Raw genomic sequence first — 21,762 nt, 5'->3', positions numbered from 1 at the left:
CGGTGACCGCAGGGAACCGCGGAGCAGTAGCGAGAGGGCCATCGCTTCGCTCACTCCACCAGTTCCGCGTCCGTCCGATGGAGTCGACTGTAGGGGAACGCGTACCGTCGCGGGTCGTCTCGACGGGTCGCGTCGGCGAGGTACGTCACTTCGACCACGATGTCGTCCGGCGGGTAGCCCTCGTTGGTGTCGTGGGCGGCGACGGTCCGGCCGGTCGCCTCGATGACGTACTCGTCGGCCCGGTCCTCGCTCACGCCGGCGACGACGAGGCTGTCGCCCGTCTCGCGGTCGACGACGACGTCGCCCGGCAGGACCCGGCAGTTCTCACAGAGGTGTGGTGGGTCGGCGTCTTCGGACACGAACGTGACGGCACCACAGACGTCACAGCGGGCGCGCTGGTGGTGTGGCGGTGCCACTCGCCGGGCCGTAATCTCGATGGCGACACGGCGGAGGTGTTTGCATTGCTCGCCGCGAATCTGGTGGTCGGGACAGGTACAGGAGTGGTCCGTGAGGTCCACGAGGTACGTGTGGCCACTCTCGGAGGTGACGGCGTAGGTACTGCCCTCACGCGGCCGGACGGCCATGCGCTCGGTCCAGGCGCGGGCGGCCCGGGAGTCGAGTTTGCTGGGGTCCGGTGCGAGTGCAGTCCGCTCCGAGTCGGCCGATGGCTCTATCAGTGTCATAGCGGGCGGACACGGCTGTATTTCTCGGTGTGTCCAGTCGAAACGTAGGGTCTCGAGCGAGGTAAACGTCTCGGCCAGCAGCCCGCTGTGGGTATGGTTTGGGGTCGCTTCGACACCCTTTTGCCCGGGCCACCGATATCGCGCCACATGGAAATCGACCGGGAGGCCATCGTGCAGATAGTGGTCTCGACCATCGCGCTGCTGACGTTCGTCGCCGCCGCCGTCTTCGTCTCGCTGAACTACTCCAGCAACGGCGGGCTTACCGAACAGGGCGGCATCGCGATAATCGGTGCTATCGGACTGTTCATCGTCGTGATGCTCGCGGCGGGCATCTGGATGGAACGACAGGAGTTCTAGGCGTCGGCCTCGTCCTCGCCGCTCTCGCCGTTCTCCTCGCGCCAGTCGACCAGGTCGTCGTCTTCGGCGTCGTCTAACTTCTTCTCGTAGTAGGCCATCGGGTGTGAAATCCGCTCACAGAGGTCGTCTTTGTTGACGCAGTCGCCGTAGGACACCATGGTCGAACACGCCGGCGTCGAGTACTCGGTGGGGCTCGTGTCGCCGCGGATGTGATCGACCTGATAGCGGGTGGCCTCCTCGCCGAAGCCCGGATTCACCTGAAAGAGGTCGACGATTTCGTCGGTCGTCATCCCGATGCTCGTGAGGAACGCGGCGATGGCAAAACGGGAGTGGTGTTCGAGGTGGTCGCCTTTCTGGACCTGATCGAGCAACGCCTGCATGCACGGCGGGAACATCTCGGGGACGACGGTGTCTATCTCGCGGGTGAGGTCGAGTTCCGCGAGTACCTCCTGTAGGTGGTCGACCTCCTCGTCGAGTTCGCTCGCGATGGTGTCGGGGACGTCGAACGGGAGGCCGTCGGTGACGCGGTGACGGATGGCCTGTTTCAACAGGACGTGGAGTTCCTCGGCAGCGATGCGGACGCGGCCGTCGGCCAGCGGGCGGTTGACCAACCGCCACTGGTCGCCCCGCTGGTCGGCCGCCAAGTCGAGGTACGCGCCGACGTCGACCCAGTAGCCCGTCTCGGCTTCGTGGACCGACCCGGCGAGGTCGAACTCCGCGAGCAGGTCCCGCAACTCGATGCGCTGGCTCTGAGTGGACTTGAACTCCGTCGTCGCCTCGAACTCGGTACTGAACTGCTCTCGGGCCGCCTCGGCCTCCGCGCGAGCGTACTTGCGGGTACAGACGTGCTGGTCGACCAGCGAGACGAGGACGCGGGCCACCGGATACGACAGCAGTTCGACGCGGGTCCGTCGGTGTGGCTCGCCGACGGTGCCGTCCGTGATGGCACGTTCGACCCGCTCCAGCGCTCGCTGGGTGACCGCGTCGTCGGTGGCGACGACCTCACCGAGGTCGACCGCGGCGGCCTCGACGGCCTCGCGGGCGGCGGCGAGGAACGGATAGCGGGCGTGGAGCGGCTGCATGGACTGGCGTTGCGCGTGTGGCCGAATAAAATCCTCGTTCCGGCCGCCTCGAACCCAGATGAATTATCACCTCGCCCCTGTGTAGTGGGTGACGTGTCCGCGACCGACCGCTCTGTCGACCTGACCGAGGGGCCGCTCTTGCGCCCGCTGCTCGCCCTCTCCTTGCCACTCGTGGGAACACAACTCCTGCAGGTCGCGTACAACCTCGTGGATACGTTCGTCGTCGGCCGACTAGGCGACGGAGCCGTCGCGGCGCTGACCTACTCGCTCCCGTTCATCTTCCTCACTATCTCGCTGGGAAGCGGGCTCACCGTCGCCGGAACCGTCCTCGTCTCACAGCACCGCGGGGCCGGCAACGACGACCGGGTCCGGGCCGTCGCCGGGCAGACTATCGCCGTCACCGCCGTCGTCTCGGGCCTGCTCTCGCTCGTCGGCTATCTCCTCGCGCCGACGCTCCTGCCCTCTATCGGGACGACGCCGGGGACGGAGATTCACGCGATGGCCGTCGAGTACACCCGCATCGTCTTCGCGGGGACGGCGTTCATGTTCGGCGCGTTCGCGTTTCAGGCCATCCTGCGGGGGTGGGGCGATACGAAGACGCCGATGTACCTGATGTTCGGCAGCGTCGTCGCCAACGCCGTCCTCGATCCGTTCTTCGTGCTGGGCTTCGACGGCAACGTCGTCTTCTCCCTGCTCGGGCTTGGCGGCCTCGAAGCGACGCTGTACGCGCTCACCGGCTTCTCGGGGATGGGCGTCGCCGGAGCAGCCGTCGCCACCGTCATCTCCCGAGGCGGCGCCGCACTGGCCGGATTCTGGCTCCTCTTTTCGGGTCGACTCGGCTTCGCGCTCTCCCTGTCCGACCTCGCCCCCGACCGGGAGACGGTCCGGAAGATTCTGGATGTCGGCGGACCCGCCGGCCTCGAACGCTCGGCGGACTCGCTGGCCTACACCGGGATGACCGTCCTCGTGGCGATGGTCGGGACGAACGCCGTCGCCGCCTACGGCGTCGGCAACCGCATCAACACGCTCGTCTACCTCCCGGCGGTGGGCCTCGCACAGGGCGTCGAGACGGCCGTCGGCCAGAACCTCGGGGCCGACCAGTCGGGCCGCGCCCGCCGGGCCGTCCTGCTGGCGGCAGGTCTCGGTGGCGGCGTCTTCCTGCTCGCCAGTCTGGGCGCGTTCGCTTTCGCCGCGGCCATCGTCGCGCTGTTCTTCGACGTGAGCAAGACGGCCCCCGAGGTGCTGTCGATGGGTGCCGACTACTTCCGTGTCATCGGTCCGACGTACGTGTTCATGGGCCTGTTTCACCTCCTGAACGCCGCGTTCCGCGGGGCCGGCAGCACGCGGACGGCGCTCGGTTTCTCCGTCGCCTCGCAGTGGTTCTTCCGCATCCCGCCGACGCTCGTCCTGATAACCGTCGTCGGGATGGGTGCGATGGGCGTCTGGTGGGGCATCGCCGTCTCGCACGTGGCCGCCGCGGCGCTCGTCGGCGTCTGGTTCCTCGTCGGCGACTGGGACGAGTCGGTGGTCGACGAGGACGAGCGCGGGGACCGGTCGGACGACGAGGCGGCCGCTACCGCCGACTAAACCGGTTGCGTGAGGGAGATTCACGTACTCACGGAACGGCTATACTGACTGGCCGTCCAGTCAGTACCATGTCGGTCCCCCTCTCTTTCCCTTCCCTGAGGTGTCGACGATGACGGCGACGAGCGAGCAGTCCGAGCGGTTCACGCAGGGGGCCCTCCTCTGGCCCCTGCTGACGCTGGCAGCGCCGCTCGTCGCCACGCAGCTCCTCCAGACGCTGTACAACATCGCCGACACCTTCTGGGTCGGTCGCCTCGGGCAGGACGCCGTGAGCGCCCTCTCGTTCTCGTGGCCCATCGTCTTCCTGCTTGTGAGCGTCGGCGGCGGCATGACCGGCGCCGGCACCATCCTCATCTCCCAGCACACGGGCGCGGAGAACGACGGCCGCGTGAGCCACGTCGCCGGCCAGACGCTGGTGTTCGTCACCGCTCTCTCGGTGGCTATCTCCGTCGTCGGCTACCTCCTGACGCCGACGCTGTTGCAGGTCATCGGCACCGAGGCCGGCACGCCCATCCACGAGATGGCCGTGACCTACACGCGCTACGTCTTCCTCGGCCTGTACTTCATGCTCGGCTTCTTCGTCTTTCAGGCGCTGCTGCGCGGCTGGGGCGACACGAAGACGCCGATGTACCTGATGGTCGGCAGCGTCGCGCTCAACGTCGTGCTGGACCCGATACTCATCCTCGGGTTCGCCGACAACCCCCTGTTCGCGTGGCTCGGTCTGGAGGGCCTCGCGGCTACCGCGTTCGCGGCGACGGGATTTACCGGCCTCGGCGTCGAAGGTGCCGCCATCGCCACGATATTCTCGCGCGGTCTAGCCGCCGTGGCGGGCCTCTGGCTCCTGTTCTCGGGCCGAGTCGGTATCGAACTCTCGCTGTCGGACCTCCGACCCGACCTCTCGGCGATTCGCAAAATCGTCAGCGTCGGCGCGCCACTCAGCGTAGAGCAGAGCACGCAGGCCCTGTCGGTGACGGTGATGACCGCGCTCGTCGCGCTCGTCGGCTCCGACGCCGTCGCGGCCTACGGCATCGGCGGCCGCCTCACGTCGCTCGTGTGGCTCCCGATGGTCGGCATGGGGATGGCCGTCGAGACCGTCGTCGGCCAGAATCTCGGTGCCGGCGAGCGAGCGCGCGCCCGTCGGACCGTGCTGCTCGCCAGCGGGATTCTGGTGGCGGTGTTCCTCGTCGCCAGCCTCCTCGTCACGCAGTTCGCGCCGACCATCGTCGGCGTGTTCATCACCGGTGCGGGCGCGGCCGCCGTCGTCGACCACGGCACGGCGTTCCTCCGCATCGTCGCGCCGACGTGGGCCGTGATGGCCGTCTTTCACATGATAAACGGCGCGTTCCACGGCGCCGGCTCGACCCGCCTCTCGATGGGACTGGGCCTGCTGACGCTGTGGGGCTTCCGTATCGTGGCCGCCGCGGTCCTCGTCGTCGTGGTTGGTATGGGCGCGCCCGGCGCTTGGTACGGTATCGCCGCCTCCAACGTCGCCGCCGCCGTCGCCGGCATCGCCTTTTTCCTGCGCGGACACTGGCTGGACGACGTCATCGAGGAGGAGTCGGGCGAGGACGTCGGCGACGGGGCGGCCGCTACCGCGTAGCCAGCCGGAAAACGAGGGGGTCGGCTACTGCTCGCGGGTCGTTACGCTCCCCGCTCGCATTTCGGAGATTCTCGTTCGCTTCGCTCGCTCCGAATCTCCCTACGTCCTCCCCGGGTCGCGTCGCTCCCCGTTTCGGATAGCGGTTCTTCGCTCCGCTCAGAACCGCTCTACGTCCCGTGCTGCCAGGAGTCCATATACTCGGCTTGGGTCTCCGTCAGGGAGTCGAACTCGACGCCCTCCGCCGCAAGCTTGATTTCGGCCACCTCCTTGTCAAGTCGGTCGGGAACGTCGTGGACGCCGGCGTCGTAGGCGTCGCCGTTCTCGACGAGTTCGCGCACGCAGACGGCCTGAATCCCGAAGCTCTGGTCCATCACCTCGACGGGGTGGCCGAGCGCGACGGGCGTCGCGAGGTTGACGAGCCGACCCTCCGCGAGGACGTTCAGGCGGCGGCCGTCTTCCATCTCGTAGGCCTGCACGCCGTCGCGGGCCTCGTAGGTGTCGACGGCGAGGTCCGAGAGGGTGTCGAGGTCGATTTCCACGTCGAAGTGGCCGGCGTTGGCGAGCAAGACGCCGTCCTGCATCTGCTCGAAGTGCTCCTCGACGATGACGTCGCGGTTGCCGGTCGTCGTGATGAACACGTCGCCCTCTTCGGCCGCGTCGGCCATCGGCAGCACGTCGTAGCCCTCCATGTGGGCTTCCAGCGCGCGGCGGGGTTCGACCTCGGTGACGACCACGTCTGCGTTCTGGCCGCTTGCCTTCTTCGCGACGCCCTTTCCACAGTAGCCGTAGCCGGCGACGACGACGGTCTTGCCGGCCCACGAGAGGTTCGTCGTCATCGCGATGGAGGCCAGCGAGGACTCGCCGGTGCCGTGGACGTTGTCGAACAGGCGTTTCATCGGCGTGTCGTTGACCGCGAACACTGGATAGTCGAGTTCGCCGTCCGCGTCCATCGCGCGTAGGCGGTGGACGCCGGTGGTCGTCTCCTCGGCCCCGCCGACGATGGTGTCGATGAGTTCGGGGTAGTCCTCGTGGATGGCCGCGACGAGGTCCATCCCGTCGTCGACCGTAATCGTGGGTTCGTGGTCGATGACGGCCTCGATGGCGGCGTAGTACGCCTCGTCGTCGACGCCGCGTTCGGCGTAGGAGGTGACGCCGTCGACGGCGTCGAGTGCGGCGCTCACGTCGTCGTGCGTGCTGAGCGGGTTACAGCCGGTGATGGCGACTTCCGCGCCGCCTCTGGCCAGCAGTTCCGCGAGAATGGCCGTCTTCGCTTCGACGTGCATCGCCATGCCGATGCGCTCGCCCGCGAAGGGCTGGTCGGCCTCGAAGTCCTCGCGTAGCGACGCACAGATGGGCATGTGCTGGGCGGCCCAGTCCATCTTCCGGCGGCCCGACTCCCGGGCCGTCTCCACGTCGTCGAGTCGCTCCGAAATGGGCGGGGTCATGCCCGAACGAAAGAACAGAGTTCGTAAAACGCTACCGAAGGCGCTCAGTTACCGGCCCTTGGCGTTGCCGTTCGCGTGGTCCGGCAGGCCGTTCTCGCCGCCGTCGTCGTCGGTTTCTTCGTCGTCAGTTTCCTCTTCGTCTTCGGTTTCTTCGTCGTCAGTTTCCTCTTCGTCTTCGGTTTCTTCGTCGTCAGTTTCCTCTTCGTCTTCGGTTACCTCTTCGTCGTCTTCGTCAGCGCCGCGGTCCTCGGGCGGGCCCGCGTGGTCGGGGGCGTTCCCGGGGTTGTTCTGGGTCACGTACTCGGAGACTTCCGGACCGATACCGGTGGACCCGTTCTCCAGTAGGTAGTGGACGAAGTCCGAGACGCCGGCGAACTCCCGGTCCTCCTGTGCCGTCTCGTTGACGTATTCGAGTTCGACCGTGGTGGCGTCGGAGGCGTTGTCGGCGCTGGCGTTCACCGAGACGGTGACGTTCTCGTCGGGGGCGACCAGCGACACCTCGCCGTCGGCGTCGGTCTGGTAGTCGCCGGTGCCCTCGTAGGTGGCGTTGCCGTCGGTCGAGACCGAGACGTTGGCGTTCTCGATGGCGGTGTCGTTGCGGGTCACGTCGACGGTGACGGTCCCGTCGTCGTTCTGGGCCGCCGAGACGTCGATGCCGTCGACCAGCGTGACGTTCCGTTCGACGGTCTCACCGTCGGTCACGGTCAGTGTCATGGCTTCGTCGCCCTCGGGCGTCGGGAGGACCACGGTGCCGTTCTCGCCGGTCTCGTAGCTCCCGGCGCCGTCGTAGTCGCTGTTCGTCTCGCGCGTGCTGACGTTGACCGTCGCGTTCTCGACGGCGGCGTCGTCGCGCGTGACCGTCACGACCACGTCACGGTTCTGTTCGACGTCGACCTCGAAGTCGGGGTCGAGTTCGACCGTCGTCGCCGCCGTCTCGTCGTCGTCGCTGGCGGTGACGGTGACGTTCACACGCTCGTCGGGCGTCGGGAGGGCGACGGTGCCGTCCGCGTCCGTCTCGTAGCTTCCCGACCCGTCGTAACTGCCGTCGACGGCGGCGACGGTCACCGTGGCGTTCTCGACGGCGGATCCGTTCCGCGTGACTTCGACGGTGACGTCGTCGTCCTGTGTGACGGTTACGGCGAGCGATTCGTCCGCGGTGTCGGCGGCGGCCGCCGCCGGCGCGAGGGCAGCGCCGAACAGTGCAGCGACCGCGAGGAGGGCAATCACTTGGTTTCGCATTACGTACTAGTCGTTTACCGGATACCCCTCTAAACCCCCCTCTCGTTCACACCGTTCAGTCTGATTCGCGGGTTCGGATACACGGCCGCAGAACGCCTCATACGGTTCACTATCCGCTCTGAACGTTTAATTGCCTTCGGCTCGGTCGACGAGTGCCGCCGCGTGCTCGCTTGCACGCTGTCGGACCGCCGCCTCGTCGAACACCGTCACGTCGCGGTCGCACAGCAGCACCTCGCCGTCACAGACGGTGTGGCGCACGTCGCTGCCGTGAGCGGCGTAGGCCAGATGTGAGACGAGGTCGTGGGCTGGGGTGAGGTGGGGCGTTTCGAGGTCGACGACCGCGAGGTCGGCGTTCGCGCCGGCCTCGATGCGGCCGCTGTCGAAGCCCAGCAGATCGGCGCCGTTGGCCGTCGCCATCTGTACGACCGTCTCGGCGGCGACGGCGCTGGCGTCCTCGGCGGCCAGTTTCCCGAGCATCGCCGCGTCGCGCATCTCGTCGAACATGTCGAGGTCGTTGTTCGAGGCCGCGCCGTCGGTACCCAGACCGACCGTGACGCCGCCGTCTAGCAGCCGCTGGACCGGTGCCATCCCGCTGGCGAGTTTCATGTTCGAGGCCGGGCAGTGGACCGCGCCGGTGCCCGTCTCGGCCAGCAGGCCGATTTCGGTCTCGTCGACGTGGACGCAGTGGGCGAGGAACGTGTCCTCGCCGAGTAGCCCCACGTCGTCGGCGTATTCGAGCGGTCGCACGCCGTGTTCTTCGACGAGTGGGTCGACCTCGTCTTCGGTCTCGTTGGCGTGGAGGTGCATCGGCAGGCCCGCCTCGACGGCCTCGGGGACGAACTCCCGCAGGTACTCCTCGCCGACCGTCGTGAGGCTGTGGGGCTGGAACGTGGTCGTGATGCGCCCGTCGGCCGCGCCGTCGAGTTCGCGGGCCACGTCCAGACTCTGTGTGACGTCCGCGCGAGCGCCCTCGTCGTCCTTGCCGACGGTGACGGCGGTGTGGCCGAGGACGGCCCGGACGCCCGCCTCCTCGACGGCCGCGGCTATCTCGTCGACGTGGAAGTACATGTCCGAGAGGGCCGTCGTACCCGACTTCACCATCTCGACGAGACCCAGTTCCGCGCCGACGCGGACGTCCTCGGGGGTGAGTTCGGCCTCGACGGGCCAGATGTCCTCCTGCAACCACGCGTCAAGCGGCTTGTCGTCGGCGTAGCCCCGAAGCAGGGTCATCGCGACGTGGGTGTGGGCGTTGACCAGTCCCGGGATGACGAGGCCGCCGCTGGCGTCGAGTTCGTCGTCGCCCGACAGTTCGCCGGGGGCCTCGACGGCCAGTATCTCGCCAGCGCTCTGGTCGACGAGGACGTCGGCGCGTTCGACTGTCAGGTCCGGACGGAGGACCCGTCCACCGCTCACGAGGAGTTCGCTCATGACCGGCGGTTGGGTGGCCCCGCTCTTAGTTCGGCCGGGTCCGCGGTCGCCCCTTCCGTCACCGTCATACCGGTCGAGCGCTTGCCTTCGGTACTCCGATGGCCGTCACCGACGCCGTTCGGCGCACCGTCAGCGACCTGCGGGAGGGCCACCCCGGACGGTTGCTCGGCGCCGTCGCGGCCGGGTGGTTCCTCGTCCTCGGGATGCGCTTCGTCGTCCCGGCGGTCCTGCCGACTATCACCGAGGAGTTCGGCCTCTCGAACGCGGCGGCGGGGCTGGCGGTGACGGTGCTGTGGCTCACCTACGCCGCGATGCAGTTCCCGACGGGGGCGCTCATCGACCGCGTCGGCGAGCGCACCCTGCTGGTCGCCGCAGCCCTCCTCTCGGGGGCGGGGCTGCTCGCGTACTTCGTCTCGGCGACGTACGCCCTCTTCTTGCTGGCGACGGCCGCCTTCGGTCTCGGAACCGGACTGTACGGTCCGACCCGCGGGACGGTCCTCTCGCGCACGTTCGACGCGAACGAGGGGACCGCATTCGGCGCGGTGATGGCCGCCGGGTCTATCGGTGCCGCCGCGCTCCCGTTCGTCGCCAGCGTCGCCACCGCCCGGTACGGGTGGCGAATCGCGCTGGGCGGCGTCGCTCCCGTCTTCGTCGTCGTGGCGCTCGCGCTCTGGCTCTCCGTCTCGGACCGACCGACGGCGACGGACGGCCGACGCCTCCGCGAGGACCTGCGGGCCGCCCTCGCCGGGATACGAAACCGCGGCCTTCTGCTGGCCGTCGTCGGCGCGACGGTCATGCTGTTCGTGTTTCAGGCGGCGACGGCCTTTCTGACGACGTATCTCGTGACGGTGAAGACGCTCGACCAGAGCACCGCCGGGGGCGTTCTCTCGGTGCTGTTCGTCGGCGGTGCCGTCTCGCAGTCCGTGACCGGACGCCTCGCCGACCGCTACGGGTCGCCACCGGTGTTGACCGCCGTGGCGCTGGTGAGCGCAGTGCCGCTGGCGTTGCTTCCACAACTGGAGGGCACCGTCGCACTCGCGGCTGGCGCGGCCGCAATCGGTATCCGCATGAGCGCCGGCCCGCTCTCGAACGCCTACATCGTCGACGTCCTGCCCGACGACGTACAGGGGACCGGGTGGGGCTTGCTTCGGTCTGCCTTCTTCGCCGTCGGGTCGCTCGGGTCGACGCTCGTCGGGTTACTGGCCGACGGCGGTCTGTTCGACGGCGCGTTCTACCTGATGGCCGGCCTCACCGCACTGGCGGCGCTGGCCTACCTCGCGCTTCCCCACCGAGCGTGACCCGCGAGGGAAAGACAGTTGGCCCGCCGCCGCACAGTCAGGGTATGCGCATCGCCGTCCCCAACAAGGGCCGCCTGCACGACCCGAGCGTCGAACTACTCGAACGGGCCGGCCTCCACCTCGTCGACGGGGCCGACCGCCAACTGTACGCCCAGACGGTCGACCCCGACGTGACCGTCCTCTATGCCCGCGCCGCAGACATCCCCGAGTACGTCGCCGACGGCGCCGCCGACGTGGGTATCACCGGACTCGACCAAGTGCGAGAGGCCGGCGTCGACCTCGTGGACCTGCGTGACCTCGACTTCGGCCGCTGTCGCCTCGTCCTCGCGGCGCCCGAGGACGACGACAGCGTCACCTCCGTCGCCGACTTCGAGGGCGGCCGCGTCGCCACGGAGTTCCCGAACATCACCCGTCGCTTCTTCGAGGAACAGGGCGTCGAGGTGGACATCGCCGAGGTGTCGGGTGCGACGGAACTGACCCCGCACGTCGACATCGCCGACGGCATCGTCGACATCACCTCGACCGGGACGACCCTGCGGATGAACCGTCTCGAAATCGTCGCCGAGGTGCTCCAGAGTTCCGTCCGCCTGTTCGCCCGTGAGGACACCGCAGACGCCGAGAAGGTCCAGCAGGTCGACATGGCGCTGGGGTCGGTCCTCTCTGCGGAGGACAAGCGCTACCTGATGATGAACGCGCCCGAGGACGCACTGGACGACGTGAAGGAGGTCCTGCCGGGGATGGGCGGGCCGACGGTGATGGACATCGCCGGGTCCGACGACGTGGCCGTCCACGCCGTCGTCGAGGAGTCGGCCGTCTTCGAGACCATCAACGACCTGAAGGGCGTCGGTGCGACAGACGTCCTCGTCACCGAAATCGAGCGCCTCATCGAGTGATCTAGCTGTTCTTTCAGAACACGTCCACGGTGCCGTCCTTGCGCGGTTCGGTCGCCCCCGACAGGGTCCCGTCCTCGTAGCGCGCTATCTGTGCGCCGCCGAAGTACAGCGGCACGTCCACGCGCACCTCGTGCCCCCGGCGGACGAGTTTCGCGGTCACGTCCTCGTCGAAGCGGGCCTCCGTCGCCAGCGTCCCGTCCTCGCAGTAGCGCCAGCGCGGTTCGTCCAGTGCCGCCTGTAACGGTAGCTCGCGGTCCAGCAGGTTCGAGAGGACCTGCACGTGGCCCTGTGGTTGCATGTACCCGCCCATGACGCCGAAGGCCGCCCAGTCGTCCTCGCCGAAGCGCGCGAGGCCCGGAATCAGGGTGTGGAACGGCCGCTTGCCCGGTTCGAGGCGGTTCGGATGCGAGGCGTCCAGTGAGAACGACGCCCCACGGTTCTGGAGCGTGAGGCCCGTCTCGCCCGCCACGAGGCCGCTCCCGAACCCGTTGAACAGCGAGTTGATGAAAGAGACGACGTTGCCCGCGCCGTCGGCGACGGTCAACAGGACGGTGTCGGCGTCCTCGGCCGGCGAGTCGACCATGCCAACTTCTGCGTTCTCGATGGCCTCCGACCCGACTTCTTCGGCCCGCCGCTCGGCCCACCGTTTCGACTCCAGCGGCGGCACGTCCTCGTACGCCGGGTCGGTGATGTAGTGGTGGCCGTCGGTGAAGGCGAGTTTCGTCGCCTCCGCAAGCAGGTGGGTCCGTTCGACGGGGTCGTCGGTCTCGGGGACGCCGACCGCTTCCGCAACGTTCAGCGCCTCCAGCGCGACGAGGCCCTGATTGTTCGGCGGGAGTTCGTACACCTCGGCGCCGCCGTACGTCGTCGAGACGGGGTCCGGATACTCCACCTCGAACCCGGCGAGGTCCGAGCGGTCGAGCAGACCGCCCGCGGACTGCACGGTGTCGGCTATCTCGTCGGCGATGGCACCCTCGTAGAACGGGTCGGCCCCCTCCCTAGCCAGCGTTTCGAGCGTCTCGCCCAGTTCGGGCAGGCGCATCTGCTCGCCCACTTCGGGTGCCCGTTCACCGTCCACGAGGTACTGCTCGCGGGCGGCGTCGTTGCGCAGTTCCGGTTCGCTGAGGGCCCACGCCGACGCGATGACCTCGCTGACCGGGAACCCCTCCGTGGCGTAGTGGACGGCGTCGTCGAGGACCGTCGACAGGGAGAGGCGGCCGAACCGCTCGACGGTGGCCTCCCAGCCACGGGGCGCACCGGGCACCGTCACCGCCAGCGGTCCGCGCTCGGGCATCTCGGCGTCCTCGGGCGGACAATTCTCGCGGTCGGCGACTCGCTCCCGCACCGTCTCCAGCGTCGCAGCCTCGGGCGCGCCGCCGCAGGCCCGCATCGCCCCCACGTCGCCCTCGGCGGTGCGGTAGAGCGCGAAGGCGTCCCCGCCCAGTCCCGTACTCATCGGTTCGACGACGTTCAGCGTCGCCGCCGTCGCCACCGCCGCGTCGAAGGCGTTCCCGCCCTCGCGCAGGACCTCGATGCCCGCCTCGGCGGCGAGCGGTTGGCTCGTCGCGACGACGCCCCGGGTCCCGTAGGCCGTCGACCGACGGGAGCTAAACCGGTCCAGATTCGGCTGGCTGTCCATAGACGAACCCGGTGGCTGGCGCTGAAAACTGTTTGGCCGGCCCTACTCGTCGAGTCGCCAGAGCGTCACCGCGAACACGAGTCCCAGCGCGGGGAACACGGCCAGTCCGAGGAAGGTGCCATTCACGCCGACGGCCGAGAGGAGATACCCCGAAATCGCCGCGCCGGCGGCGCCGACGCCGAAGTTCGTCAGGTACGTGTAGCCGTAGGAGAGCCCCCGGTCGCCGGGCGGGCTGTACTCGGCGATGGTGGCCTGATACAGGGGCTGGAGCGTAAAGAGCAGGAAGCCCAACAGGACGCTCACCGCGAGGAGCGGCGCCAGCCCCGCTTCGGCGGCCGGGACGAACAGCAGGGCGACGACGGCGAGGCCGCCGAACACCGCCGCGAGTCCGGTCGTCGTCTCGATTCGGTCGGTGAGTTTCCCGCCGACGTACTGGCCGGCGATGCCGACGGTCAGCAGGCCCGAGTACAGGTAGAAGGCGAGGTCGAACTCCTCGGCCAGCGGGCTCCCGGGTTCGAACACCCGCACGAACTCGGTGACGGGCGGGAGGAAGCCGCCGAGGACGTCCGGCAGGAACGTCAGCGTCCCGCGGTAGAACAGGCCGTTCGTCGTCACGACGAGCATCGCGAGGGCGAATCCGGTGGTGAAGAGGGCGCGGCTGTCCGCGAGGAACTCGCCGACGGAGGCCGGCGGGCCGTCGTCGCCGTCTCTCGCCTCGCCGCCGTCGGTGCTGACCGCCGCCGTCTCGTCGAACTCGGCGGTGAGCGCGTACGCCACCGCGCCGACGGCCGGGACGACGAGCAGGGCGGCGACGACGCGCCACTCGAACGCGAGCAAGAGGAGTGCGGTCAGGAGCGGCCCCAGCGCGATGCCGGCGTTGCCGGCCATCCCGTGGTAGGCGAAGCCGGTGCCGCGTTCCTCGACGCCGGTGGAGATGAGCGCCAGCCCCGCTGGGTGGTAGACGCTGGCCGCCAGTCCCCACAGCCCCAGCGCGAGGGCGATAGTCAGCACGCCCGGGGCGACGCTCAACAGGAGGAAGGAGGCCCCCATCCCGACCAGACAGACCGTCACGAGCAGGTTCGACCCGTAGCGGTCCGCGAGGACGCCCCCGGGCAGGGCGCCCGCACCGAACAGACCGTAGCCGACGGCCACCACCGTTCCGAGCAGTGCCGTCGTCACCGGGAACTCGGTGAGCCAGACGACGACGAAGATGGGGATAGAGAGTTCGTAGGTGTGGACCAGTCCGTGTGCCAGTCCGGTGAACGTCACGATGGCGCGGTCGTTGTCCTCCATTACACCAGCCCGAAGATGTTGTTCAGCGCGAACCCGAGCACCGCCGCGAAGGCAAAGTGCAGCGCGACCAGCGGCGCGGTCGACCGGGTCGACAGCCGATACACGGAACTGATGGCGATGCCGTCGGCCAGTAACGTGGCGGCGACGACGACGAGGACGCCGAGACTCGGCGAGACGATGCCCGACTCGACGCCCCACTGCTGGAGCAACAGAGAGACGACGGCGGGGACGACGGCGGTCTTTGCGGCCAGTTGGCTCGGGACGTCACCGATGAAGAACGTCGCTGCCAGATGGAGCGTGACGGCGTAGAACAGCCAGGTGAGCAACAGGGTGACGACGACGGCGAGGACGCCGCCGCCGGTCAGACTCGGCGTACCGGCCTGGAGCATACCTGCGGTTGGTCGCGGCGGCGCTAATGCGTTGTGTTCCCGAGTGCGTGGGCGGCCCCACGGCGGGTCGGGTCCCTAATCGAGGAGACCGAGTTCCTCGAGGCGGGAGACGATCTTGTCGACGGCCTCCTCTGCGTCCTCGGGCTTTTTCCCGCCGGTGATGACGAGTTTCCCGGAGCCAAAGAGGAGCGCGACGACGTCTGGTTCGTCGAGGCGGTAGACGAGACCGGGGAACTGCTCCGGTTCGTACTCGATGTTCTCCAACCCGAGGCCGATGGCGATGGCGTTGAGGTTGAGGTTCCGACCGAGGTCCGCGGACGTGACGATGTTCTGGACGACGATCTCGGGGTCGTCGTCGACCTGAATGTTCAGGTCGCGCAACTTGTCGAAGACGATGCGCAGACTCTGGTGGACGTCGTCCGTCGACTTCGCGCCTGTACAGACGATCTTGCCCGAACGGAAGATGAGCGCCGCGGATTTGGGGTCCTGCGTGCGGTAGACGAGTCCGGGGAACTGCTCGGGGTCGTAGTCGGCACCCTCGAGGTCCATCGCCACGCTCTGAAGGTCGAGCTCCTGGCCGATACCGGTCGAGGCGACGACGTTTTCGATGTTGATGGTCTCCTTGGGGTCAACCATGTCTCGATTTAAATCACGTATTTAAGGCTTATAAAGGTTCATGGCATCGACTGACAGGTCGCACAGCTAAAACGTCGCTGAGCTGATTGATCCGGCCTAAATAGGGCCGCGTGACGGCCGGCGACCGGCACGCTATTACCGGCACGGACGCACGATACCGGCGTGTACGTCCTCGAACTAGGCGGACAGGACGACGCCTTCGCGCGCCGGGAGGCCGCGGGCGCGGCGAGCGACGTCGCCGTACTCGCGCCGGGCCTCGCTACCGCGCGCGGCGTCACGGCGCGCGCGCGACACCTCGCGTTCACCCACCGGGTCTGTGAACTGGTGGGGACGAGTGACCCAACCGTCGAGAGCGCGCACGCACTGCTCGAGGCCGCGACCGTCGACCGCGAGGGGACCGTCGCGGTGCGGGCCGTCGACGTGCGGGCGAGTACGGGTGTCGACACCCAGCGAGCGGAACGGACGCTGGGCAGCGTCCTCACCGACCGTGGATTCGCCGTCGATTTAGACGACCCCGACCACACGCTGTACGCCTACTTCGCCGACCCGGCGGGCGACGAGGAATCGGGCGGTGGCGAGGGTGACCCCTCGTGGCGGAACGGCGACGCGAGGAGTCCTGACGCAGGCGAGGCGTGCTGTGCGCTCGGGTGGGAACACATCGCCAGCGTAAGGGACTTCGGCGACCGCCAGCCCACGAACCGTCCGTTCTTTCAGCCGGGGAGCATGGACCCGCTCGAAGCCCGTGCGCTGGTCAACATCGCCGGTGCGCGGCCCGGCGCCACCGTCGTCGACCCGATGTGTGGGACCGGCGGCATCTTACTGGAGGCGGGACTAGTCGGCGCGCGCGTCGTCGGCGGCGACGCACAGGAAAAGATGGTCCGGGGGACCCGGCAGAACCTCGCGTACGCGCTGGACGGCGACGGGCATCCCGACCGCACGGCCTATCCCGAGGCCGGCCGCTGGGACGTCTGTCGCTCGGATGCGGCCAGATTGCCGCTCAGTGACGACGTGGCGGACGCCGTCGTCTTCGATGCACCCTACGGCCGACAGTCGCGCATCGAGGGCGAACTGCGCCCCCTCGTTTCCGGTGCGCTCGCCGAGGCCCACCGCATCGCACCGCGCTGTGTGCTGGTCGCCGACCGGGACTGGAGCGACGCCGCCCGCGACGCCGGTTGGACCGTCGCTCGCCGGTTCGAACGTCGGGTCCACCGGTCGCTCGTCCGTCACGTCCACGTGCTGGAGTGACCGACCGTCCAGTTTTCTTGGACGCGCGTTCACTATTGTGACGTGGTAACAACGCTTATGCTATCAGGCTGGCCATACAGGCACACAGATGCCTCGATGGTCAGACCCTGCCCCCTGTGACGAGGACGAGAAGCTATTCGAGTGTCCGTCCTGTGGCAAGCGCCTCTGTAGCGACCGCTCGACAGTGACCTGCGACCGATGTGACGAACAGATGCAGAACCTGAGCGTTCCGCGGCCGGAGTAGCTACCGGACCGCCTCGAGTGCCGCTTCTGTGTCGCCGTCCATCCGGTCGAGTAGCGACCGCACTCGCTCGCGTGTCGCGTCGTCCGGCGTGACGAGCACCATCCCCTCGTCGGGTTGGCCGTAGACGACGCTCCCGCCGTCGGGTATCGCGAGGACGGCCGGCAGCGCGGCCAAATCCTCTTCGCCGTCGACGTCTACGAGCGTCGTCCCGTCGCCGTCGAGCGCGTCACGCATCGCGACGAGCAACGCGCGGGTGAGCGTCGCCGCCGGGTTCGAGACGGAGACGCGACGGTCGAATCCCTCGATAGCGGCGCTGACAGCCGCGTCGACGGCCGACCGCTTGGTCCGTTCGTCGACGAAGGCGACGTCGGGGACGCGGCCTGCCTCTAACAGGTGGTAGGTGACGATGTCGCCGACGGCGACGAGCGGGTCGCCTGCATCGGCCAGTAACGCCGCCGAGTCGGTGTACAACCGTCCCATCGGCTCTTTGAGGTCCGCACGCAACGCGTCGGGGAGTTCGAGAACGACGTCGGACACGCTAGCGGACTTTCAGCGCGTACTGGCCCGGCTCGGTCACTTCCATCTCGCGGGCGATTTCGGACTTCTCGGGGTGGGCGATGACGACGTAGCCGGCCCAGTCCTCGGTGAGCGAGGTGCCACCGCAGGCCTCACACTGGCTCTCTATCTCGGCGCTTTGCACCCGGTGGCAGTCGCGGCAGACGAGTCGGTCGGCCATCAGCTATCACCGACTTCCGCCGTACTCTCTCGTTTCTCGCGCTCTTCCTGTAGCCAGCCGTGTTTACCCAGCCCCACCTGTTTGGCCGTGAGGCCGATTTTCGAATCGCGGGGGTTGCGCTCGTCGATGCTCTTCGTGACGATGCGGGCCCGGACGGCGTCGCCGACGCCGAGGGTCCGGTTGGACTCTCGGGAGGCGAGTTGCTGGTTCTCCTCGTCGTAAGCCAGATACTCGTCGGAGATCTGGGAGACGTGCAGCAGGCCGTCGACCGGCCCGATGCCGACGAAGGCCCCGAAGTTGACGACTTCGACGACTTCCCCGTCGACCACTTCCTGCATCTGCGGGTCGAAGGTGAGTGCGTCGAACTCGGCCTCGTAGTAGACGCCGGGTTTGTTGGGCAGGACGGCACCGTCGCCGATGTCGTGGACCTCGATGACGGAGACGACGCTGCCGACGTCTTCGTCCATCCGGCCCTCCAGTTTGTCCTGCAGGAGCTTCTTGACCATCCCCGGACTGACGTCCGCGAGGTGGCGTGGCGGCACTTCGACCGTATCGCGTAGGCGTACCCGTTTGTACATATTATGGTTGAGTGATACCGAGTTTGTTCTGGCCCCTTAAACTAATTACTGGAACGCTTGCGCCGAGCAGGCGGCGTTTGAGGGGTTTGTCGTTCGTCACCGCGTGTGTCGTCTCCGGTCGCGTCGCGAGTTCGAGGACGGCGTCGTCGGCGTAGTCGGCCTCGGTATCGACGACCGAACACCGTTCGAGGAGGTCCCGTCCGACGCCAGCGGCCGTCGCCTCCGCGCCGGCGCCGTCGGCGAGTTTCTCCAGTTCCTCGCGGACCGCTTCGGGGACGACGTAGTCGCGGTCCGCCTCGGGCGTGTCCGAAAGCACCCTGTTGAGTTCCTCGAACACGCGGACGTTACATTCGACCGGCATCATGAGCGCGTTCGTATCCAGGACGATCATCCACGCAGCGTGCCGACGCCGATGAGTCGCCATCGGGCCCCGACACGGCGGTTGATAGCTATCTTCGCACCGGCTTCAGCACACACCGGCCGTTTGAGGGCGAGTTCACACTCCCCGTCGCGGGCGCTGGTGACCGACCCGACGGTGGTGGCGGTGCCGATGGTGAGCATCAGCGGTTCGCCGGTCGATATCTCCTCGACTTCGCCGCCGTCGTCGCCGACGATGCGTTCGAGTAAGTCCACGTCCATCGTGAACTGCTCGTGGGTCGGCGGGAGACTGCCGGGCGGCCCGGCGACCTGACCGGCCAACGCGTCACCTTTCGTGATGGCAGGGTCGAGTCCGGTCCCGACACCCAGCAGTCCGCCGGGCGTGACTTCGTCGACGAAGTCGCCGCCGGCCTGCAGCGAGCGGACGTCCGTGGTGACGGGGCGCCACTCGGTCTTGCCGCCTTCCTCGACTTCACGGCCGGGGCGCAGTTCGATCTCGTCGTCGGCTTCGAGTTTCCCCTCCACGAGCGACCCACCCAGCACCCCACCGAGGAGGTCCTCCCACGTGGTGCCGGGGCGGTTGATGTCGAACGAGCGAGCGACCATCATGCGGGCGTCGGCTTCGGGGTCCCGCTCGGGGGTCGGAATCTCGCGCTCGATGGCGTCGATGAGGAGGTCGATGTTGGCCTCCTGCTGGGCGCTGATGGGGACGATGGGAGCGTCTTCGGCGACGGTCCCCTCGACGAACTCCTGTATCTGCTCGTAGTTTTGCATCGCCCGTTCCTCGTCGACGAGGTCGACCTTGTTCTGGGCGATGACGATGTTGTCGATGCCGATGATGTCGAGCGCGCTCAGGTGCTCTTCGGTCTGGGCCTGCGGGACGGGTTCGGTGGCCGAGACGACGAGGACGGCGCCGTCCATGATGGCCGCACCCGAAAGCATCGTCGCCATCAGCGTCTCGTGACCGGGGGCGTCGACGAACGACACCGTCCGGAGGTAGTCGGTGTCTACGTCGTGCTCTTCACAGCGTTCGTCGACCGTGAAGGCGTCCGGTTCGTCCTCCTCGGGACAGCGCCGGAACGTGGCGTCGGCGTAGCCGAGCCGGATAGAGATACCGCGCTTCATCTCCTCGGAGTGCTGGTCGGTCCATTCGCCGGACAGCGCCTGTACCAGGGTCGTCTTCCCGTGATCGACGTGCCCGACGAGTCCGATGTTCACCTCCGGTTGTTTGTTCGATGTCATTTCGAGAGTAATCTTGGTGGAGATTCGCCGCGTGCGACTGATAAACCTACTGTTTGCGGTCGTGGGCGGCAGATGCCCGGATCCGCGACTCCGCGTGTCGCGTGTACGGTTCGCTCGGCGGCGCTACGTCGCGGCCTGTTTTCTGACCAGTTCGGCGAGGTCGGCGTAGTGGTCGGTGTTCGACCGCTTTCGCATGTACGCTGCGCCGACCGATTTCGCGGCCGTCGCGACGCCGCTCTCGTCGGTCGCCGTGTACAGGACGGCCCCGACGTCGACGTCGGTCTGTTCTACCAGCGTCACGCCGTCCATCACCGGCATCTCGTAGTCGGTCACCACGCAGTCGAACGAGTCGTCCAGTCGCTCTAAGGCCGTCGTCGGTGCAGTCGTGTAGGTCACCGACAGGTCGCCGTCGAGGTGTTCGAGGTACTCGGCGACGAGCGTCGCGACCATCGGGTCGTCGTCGACGACGAGCACCCGGTACCGGCGCTCACTCACGTCTCTCCCCGTTCCCATCTGCTGTCACCGGCCCCATATACTCCGACCGATTCTCTGTGCCGTAATAAACGCTCGGTGATTACTTCACGACCTGAAAGGTCCTCCTTCTCACATCGTCGACGACGCACTGGCGTTCTCCGGGGCACCGTCGATGCACACACCGTGTGAATCTCGGCCATCCGCTGGGCGGCCGTGCGGACGGCGTCCCGAAGCGGTGGTACAGTCGACGCAGCGCGGGCGGAAGCCCCATGGGGAAGCCACGGCCGGACCCGACGGTGACGGCGTTGAGCGCGTCCCTTTTATCGCTCTCGCCCCTGTCTCTGCCTGTGCGGGAGTTCGGCTTCGAACTGGCGCTGTGTGCGGCCCTCGAACGCGAGGGGCACCTCGTCAGCCGGCAGCTAGGCGGCCACGTCCACGGTCGACGAGTCCTCGATACCGTCGTCGTCCACCCGACCGACGCCGTCTCTCGGCGGGCCGCCATCACGGCCGAGCGTCTCCCGACGACCGCTATCGAGGCCGACGTGGGTCCGGGGCGGGCGCGCTACTGGAAGGACGCCTTCGACTGTCACCCCGACCGCGCCGAGCGAGCGACCGAACTGGCCGTAGAGCGGGGCTTCTTCGAGCGCGAGCGACGCGGCGGGCGCACCTACGTCCGCCAGACCGCCCGCTACCCCGACTGGGTCGGCGGCATCACGGCCGTCGAGAACAAACCGGACCTCGACCGACCGGGCGCACTCGAAGCCCAGTTGCGGACCGACGTCTCGCTCGGACTGGTCGACCGGGTGGTGCTGGCGACGGCGGACTACGTCACCGGCGCGCACCTCAACCGCATCCCCGATGAAGTCGGCGTCTGGCGATTCGATCCCGAGAGCGGGGACCGCGACGTCGTCCGCGAGGCGACCGACCTGCCGACCGACGAGGGCGGCGTCGAACTGCTGGCGCAGTCCCCGGCGCGGACGGACGTCCGCATCGTCACCGCCGTCGAGAAGGCCAGCGCCCGGACCCGCCTCGCCGAACGGGCCTACGCCAAAGGCTGGCGGAGCTTCGAGTACCCGGCGTGTGCGCGCTGTTCGCCCGACGACGACGGTCTCCCCCAGTGCGCGTGGAAAGGCCGGTCGGTCCGAGCGACAGAAGAGTGCGGGCCGGAGTGTGGCGGCTACGAGCGAGCGGACCCACCGGCCGTCGACGGCGAGGCGCTTCGCGCCGAGCGCACGCCGTGGGACCCCGATCCGGCGGGGACGCGGCGGCGACAGACGGGGCTCGACCGGTTCCGGTGAC

The 21,762-nt window shown here is 68.0% G+C and carries 23 protein-coding genes; 8 read left to right on the top strand and 15 right to left on the bottom strand.

Annotated elements, in window-relative coordinates; translation table 11 throughout:
- Nucleotides 1-50 precede the first annotated feature (50 nt).
- Nucleotides 51-683, bottom strand: coding sequence for an SWIM zinc finger family protein (locus G9465_RS02145; protein WP_166967104.1), 633 nt, complete (start codon nucleotides 681-683; stop codon nucleotides 51-53).
- Nucleotides 684-830: 147 nt separating this feature from the next.
- Between G9465_RS02145 and G9465_RS02140 the strand changes: the two genes are divergently transcribed.
- Nucleotides 831-1,040, top strand: coding sequence for a hypothetical protein (locus tag G9465_RS02140; RefSeq protein WP_166967102.1), 210 nt, complete (start codon nucleotides 831-833; stop codon nucleotides 1,038-1,040).
- On the opposite strand, the gene priL is transcribed toward G9465_RS02140, so the two are convergent.
- Nucleotides 1,037-2,122 carry a DNA primase regulatory subunit PriL gene (priL, locus tag G9465_RS02135; protein WP_166967100.1) on the bottom strand — a complete coding sequence of 362 codons (1,086 nt, stop codon included), beginning with the start codon at nucleotides 2,120-2,122 and terminating at the stop codon, nucleotides 1,037-1,039. The genes G9465_RS02140 and priL overlap by 4 nt on opposite strands.
- A 93-nt stretch (nucleotides 2,123-2,215) precedes the next feature.
- On the opposite strand from priL, the gene G9465_RS02130 reads away from it, so the two are divergent.
- Nucleotides 2,216-3,709, top strand: a complete 1,494-nt coding sequence (locus G9465_RS02130; protein WP_166972855.1) for an MATE family efflux transporter — start codon at nucleotides 2,216-2,218, stop codon at nucleotides 3,707-3,709.
- A 109-nt stretch (nucleotides 3,710-3,818) separates the two neighbouring features.
- Entirely contained in the window at nucleotides 3,819-5,306 is a 1,488-nt protein-coding gene (locus tag G9465_RS02125; protein ID WP_166967098.1) for an MATE family efflux transporter, read from the top strand.
- Between the two features lie 167 nt (nucleotides 5,307-5,473).
- Here G9465_RS02125 and G9465_RS02120 read toward each other — a convergent pair whose 3' ends face one another.
- The 3 genes from G9465_RS02120 to G9465_RS02110 form a co-directional block, all read right to left on the bottom strand.
- A complete protein-coding gene (locus tag G9465_RS02120; protein WP_166967096.1) occupies nucleotides 5,474-6,751 on the bottom strand; it encodes an adenosylhomocysteinase in 1,278 nt (425 codons plus the stop codon).
- 48 nt (nucleotides 6,752-6,799) lie between these two features.
- Nucleotides 6,800-7,990, bottom strand: coding sequence for a DNA primase (locus tag G9465_RS02115; protein ID WP_166967094.1), 1,191 nt, complete (start codon nucleotides 7,988-7,990; stop codon nucleotides 6,800-6,802).
- A gap of 126 nt (nucleotides 7,991-8,116) precedes the next feature.
- Complete coding sequence (locus tag G9465_RS02110) at nucleotides 8,117-9,418, bottom strand: amidohydrolase (protein ID WP_166967092.1); 1,302 nt, start codon at nucleotides 9,416-9,418, stop codon at nucleotides 8,117-8,119.
- 98 nt (nucleotides 9,419-9,516) lie between these two features.
- Here G9465_RS02110 and G9465_RS02105 point away from each other — a divergent pair, with 98 nt between their 5' ends.
- Together G9465_RS02105 and hisG are read left to right on the top strand one after the other, a co-directional pair.
- Complete coding sequence (locus tag G9465_RS02105; protein ID WP_227015676.1) at nucleotides 9,517-10,716, top strand: MFS transporter; 1,200 nt, start codon at nucleotides 9,517-9,519, stop codon at nucleotides 10,714-10,716.
- A 44-nt stretch (nucleotides 10,717-10,760) separates the two neighbouring features.
- Nucleotides 10,761-11,609, top strand: coding sequence for an ATP phosphoribosyltransferase (gene hisG / locus G9465_RS02100; protein WP_166967090.1), 849 nt, complete (start codon nucleotides 10,761-10,763; stop codon nucleotides 11,607-11,609).
- 13 nt (nucleotides 11,610-11,622) lie between these two features.
- On the opposite strand, the gene G9465_RS02095 is transcribed toward hisG, so the two are convergent.
- From G9465_RS02095 to G9465_RS02080, 4 genes are all read right to left on the bottom strand, one after another.
- Nucleotides 11,623-13,248 (bottom strand): gamma-glutamyltransferase family protein, encoded by a 1,626-nt coding sequence (locus tag G9465_RS02095; RefSeq protein WP_166967088.1) that lies wholly within the window; start codon nucleotides 13,246-13,248, stop codon nucleotides 11,623-11,625.
- Between the two features lie 42 nt (nucleotides 13,249-13,290).
- Nucleotides 13,291-14,541, bottom strand: a complete 1,251-nt coding sequence (locus tag G9465_RS02090) for an MFS transporter (protein ID WP_166967086.1) — start codon at nucleotides 14,539-14,541, stop codon at nucleotides 13,291-13,293.
- A complete protein-coding gene (locus tag G9465_RS02085; protein ID WP_166967084.1) occupies nucleotides 14,541-14,930 on the bottom strand; it encodes a hypothetical protein in 390 nt (129 codons plus the stop codon). The genes G9465_RS02090 and G9465_RS02085 overlap by 1 nt, the downstream gene beginning before the upstream one ends.
- A gap of 75 nt (nucleotides 14,931-15,005) precedes the next feature.
- Complete coding sequence (locus G9465_RS02080) at nucleotides 15,006-15,566, bottom strand: TATA-box-binding protein (protein ID WP_166967082.1); 561 nt, start codon at nucleotides 15,564-15,566, stop codon at nucleotides 15,006-15,008.
- 162 nt (nucleotides 15,567-15,728) lie between these two features.
- On the opposite strand from G9465_RS02080, the gene G9465_RS02075 reads away from it, so the two are divergent.
- Nucleotides 15,729-16,811: a TIGR01177 family methyltransferase gene (locus G9465_RS02075; protein ID WP_166967079.1), complete on the top strand. Its 1,083-nt coding sequence runs from the start codon at nucleotides 15,729-15,731 to the stop codon at nucleotides 16,809-16,811.
- Between the two features lie 88 nt (nucleotides 16,812-16,899).
- On the top strand, nucleotides 16,900-17,055 hold the full coding sequence (locus tag G9465_RS02070; protein ID WP_166967077.1) for a rubrerythrin-like domain-containing protein: 156 nt from the start codon (nucleotides 16,900-16,902) through the stop codon (nucleotides 17,053-17,055).
- On the opposite strand, the gene G9465_RS02065 is transcribed toward G9465_RS02070, so the two are convergent.
- From G9465_RS02065 to G9465_RS02040, 6 genes are all read right to left on the bottom strand, one after another.
- Complete coding sequence (locus G9465_RS02065) at nucleotides 17,056-17,592, bottom strand: GTP-dependent dephospho-CoA kinase family protein (RefSeq protein WP_166967075.1); 537 nt, start codon at nucleotides 17,590-17,592, stop codon at nucleotides 17,056-17,058.
- Between the two features lies 1 nt (nucleotide 17,593).
- The gene (gene spt4 / locus G9465_RS02060; RefSeq protein WP_189001544.1) at nucleotides 17,594-17,791 is read right to left on the bottom strand and encodes a transcription elongation factor subunit Spt4; all 198 of its coding nucleotides are present in this window, start codon (nucleotides 17,789-17,791) and stop codon (nucleotides 17,594-17,596) included.
- On the bottom strand, nucleotides 17,791-18,369 hold the full coding sequence (locus G9465_RS02055; RefSeq protein ID WP_166967073.1) for a DNA-directed RNA polymerase: 579 nt from the start codon (nucleotides 18,367-18,369) through the stop codon (nucleotides 17,791-17,793). The genes spt4 and G9465_RS02055 overlap by 1 nt, the downstream gene beginning before the upstream one ends.
- A gap of 1 nt (nucleotide 18,370) precedes the next feature.
- The gene (locus tag G9465_RS02050; protein WP_166967071.1) at nucleotides 18,371-18,760 is read right to left on the bottom strand and encodes a twitching motility protein PilT; all 390 of its coding nucleotides are present in this window, start codon (nucleotides 18,758-18,760) and stop codon (nucleotides 18,371-18,373) included.
- Entirely contained in the window at nucleotides 18,757-19,989 is a 1,233-nt protein-coding gene (locus G9465_RS02045; RefSeq protein WP_166967069.1) for a translation initiation factor IF-2 subunit gamma, read from the bottom strand. Before G9465_RS02045 ends, G9465_RS02050 begins: the two co-directional genes overlap by 4 nt.
- 123 nt (nucleotides 19,990-20,112) lie before the next feature.
- Nucleotides 20,113-20,502, bottom strand: a complete 390-nt coding sequence (locus tag G9465_RS02040) for a response regulator (RefSeq protein ID WP_166967066.1) — start codon at nucleotides 20,500-20,502, stop codon at nucleotides 20,113-20,115.
- 308 nt (nucleotides 20,503-20,810) lie between these two features.
- Here G9465_RS02040 and G9465_RS02035 point away from each other — a divergent pair, with 308 nt between their 5' ends.
- A complete protein-coding gene (locus G9465_RS02035) occupies nucleotides 20,811-21,761 on the top strand; it encodes a DUF5787 family protein (protein ID WP_166967064.1) in 951 nt (316 codons plus the stop codon).
- Nucleotide 21,762: the final 1 nt, after the last annotated feature.

Source organism: Haloarcula sp. JP-L23 (assembly GCF_011602445.1).
GTDB classification, from domain to species: Archaea; Halobacteriota; Halobacteria; order Halobacteriales; family Haloarculaceae; genus Haloarcula; species Haloarcula pellucida.
Note: the sequence above shows the minus strand (reverse complement) of the source record. Positions and strands in the feature narration are given on the sequence as shown.

Coding starts and splice junctions, on each gene's coding strand:
- G9465_RS02145 (WP_166967104.1), bottom strand. CDS start 683: ATGACACTGATAGAGCCATCGGCCGACTCGGAGCGGACTGCACTCGCA.
- G9465_RS02140 (WP_166967102.1), top strand. CDS start 831: ATGGAAATCGACCGGGAGGCCATCGTGCAGATAGTGGTCTCGACCATC.
- priL (WP_166967100.1), bottom strand. CDS start 2,122: ATGCAGCCGCTCCACGCCCGCTATCCGTTCCTCGCCGCCGCCCGCGAG.
- G9465_RS02125 (WP_166967098.1), top strand. CDS start 3,819: ATGACGGCGACGAGCGAGCAGTCCGAGCGGTTCACGCAGGGGGCCCTC.
- G9465_RS02120 (WP_166967096.1), bottom strand. CDS start 6,751: ATGACCCCGCCCATTTCGGAGCGACTCGACGACGTGGAGACGGCCCGG.
- G9465_RS02115 (WP_166967094.1), bottom strand. CDS start 7,990: ATGCGAAACCAAGTGATTGCCCTCCTCGCGGTCGCTGCACTGTTCGGC.
- G9465_RS02110 (WP_166967092.1), bottom strand. CDS start 9,418: ATGAGCGAACTCCTCGTGAGCGGTGGACGGGTCCTCCGTCCGGACCTG.
- G9465_RS02105 (WP_227015676.1), top strand. CDS start 9,517: ATGGCCGTCACCGACGCCGTTCGGCGCACCGTCAGCGACCTGCGGGAG.
- hisG (WP_166967090.1), top strand. CDS start 10,761: ATGCGCATCGCCGTCCCCAACAAGGGCCGCCTGCACGACCCGAGCGTC.
- G9465_RS02095 (WP_166967088.1), bottom strand. CDS start 13,248: ATGGACAGCCAGCCGAATCTGGACCGGTTTAGCTCCCGTCGGTCGACG.
- G9465_RS02090 (WP_166967086.1), bottom strand. CDS start 14,541: ATGGAGGACAACGACCGCGCCATCGTGACGTTCACCGGACTGGCACAC.
- G9465_RS02085 (WP_166967084.1), bottom strand. CDS start 14,930: ATGCTCCAGGCCGGTACGCCGAGTCTGACCGGCGGCGGCGTCCTCGCC.
- G9465_RS02080 (WP_166967082.1), bottom strand. CDS start 15,566: ATGGTTGACCCCAAGGAGACCATCAACATCGAAAACGTCGTCGCCTCG.
- G9465_RS02070 (WP_166967077.1), top strand. CDS start 16,900: ATGCCTCGATGGTCAGACCCTGCCCCCTGTGACGAGGACGAGAAGCTA.
- spt4 (WP_189001544.1), bottom strand. CDS start 17,791: ATGGCCGACCGACTCGTCTGCCGCGACTGCCACCGGGTGCAAAGCGCC.
- G9465_RS02055 (WP_166967073.1), bottom strand. CDS start 18,369: ATGTACAAACGGGTACGCCTACGCGATACGGTCGAAGTGCCGCCACGC.
- G9465_RS02050 (WP_166967071.1), bottom strand. CDS start 18,760: ATGATCGTCCTGGATACGAACGCGCTCATGATGCCGGTCGAATGTAAC.
- G9465_RS02045 (WP_166967069.1), bottom strand. CDS start 19,989: ATGACATCGAACAAACAACCGGAGGTGAACATCGGACTCGTCGGGCAC.
- G9465_RS02040 (WP_166967066.1), bottom strand. CDS start 20,502: ATGGGAACGGGGAGAGACGTGAGTGAGCGCCGGTACCGGGTGCTCGTC.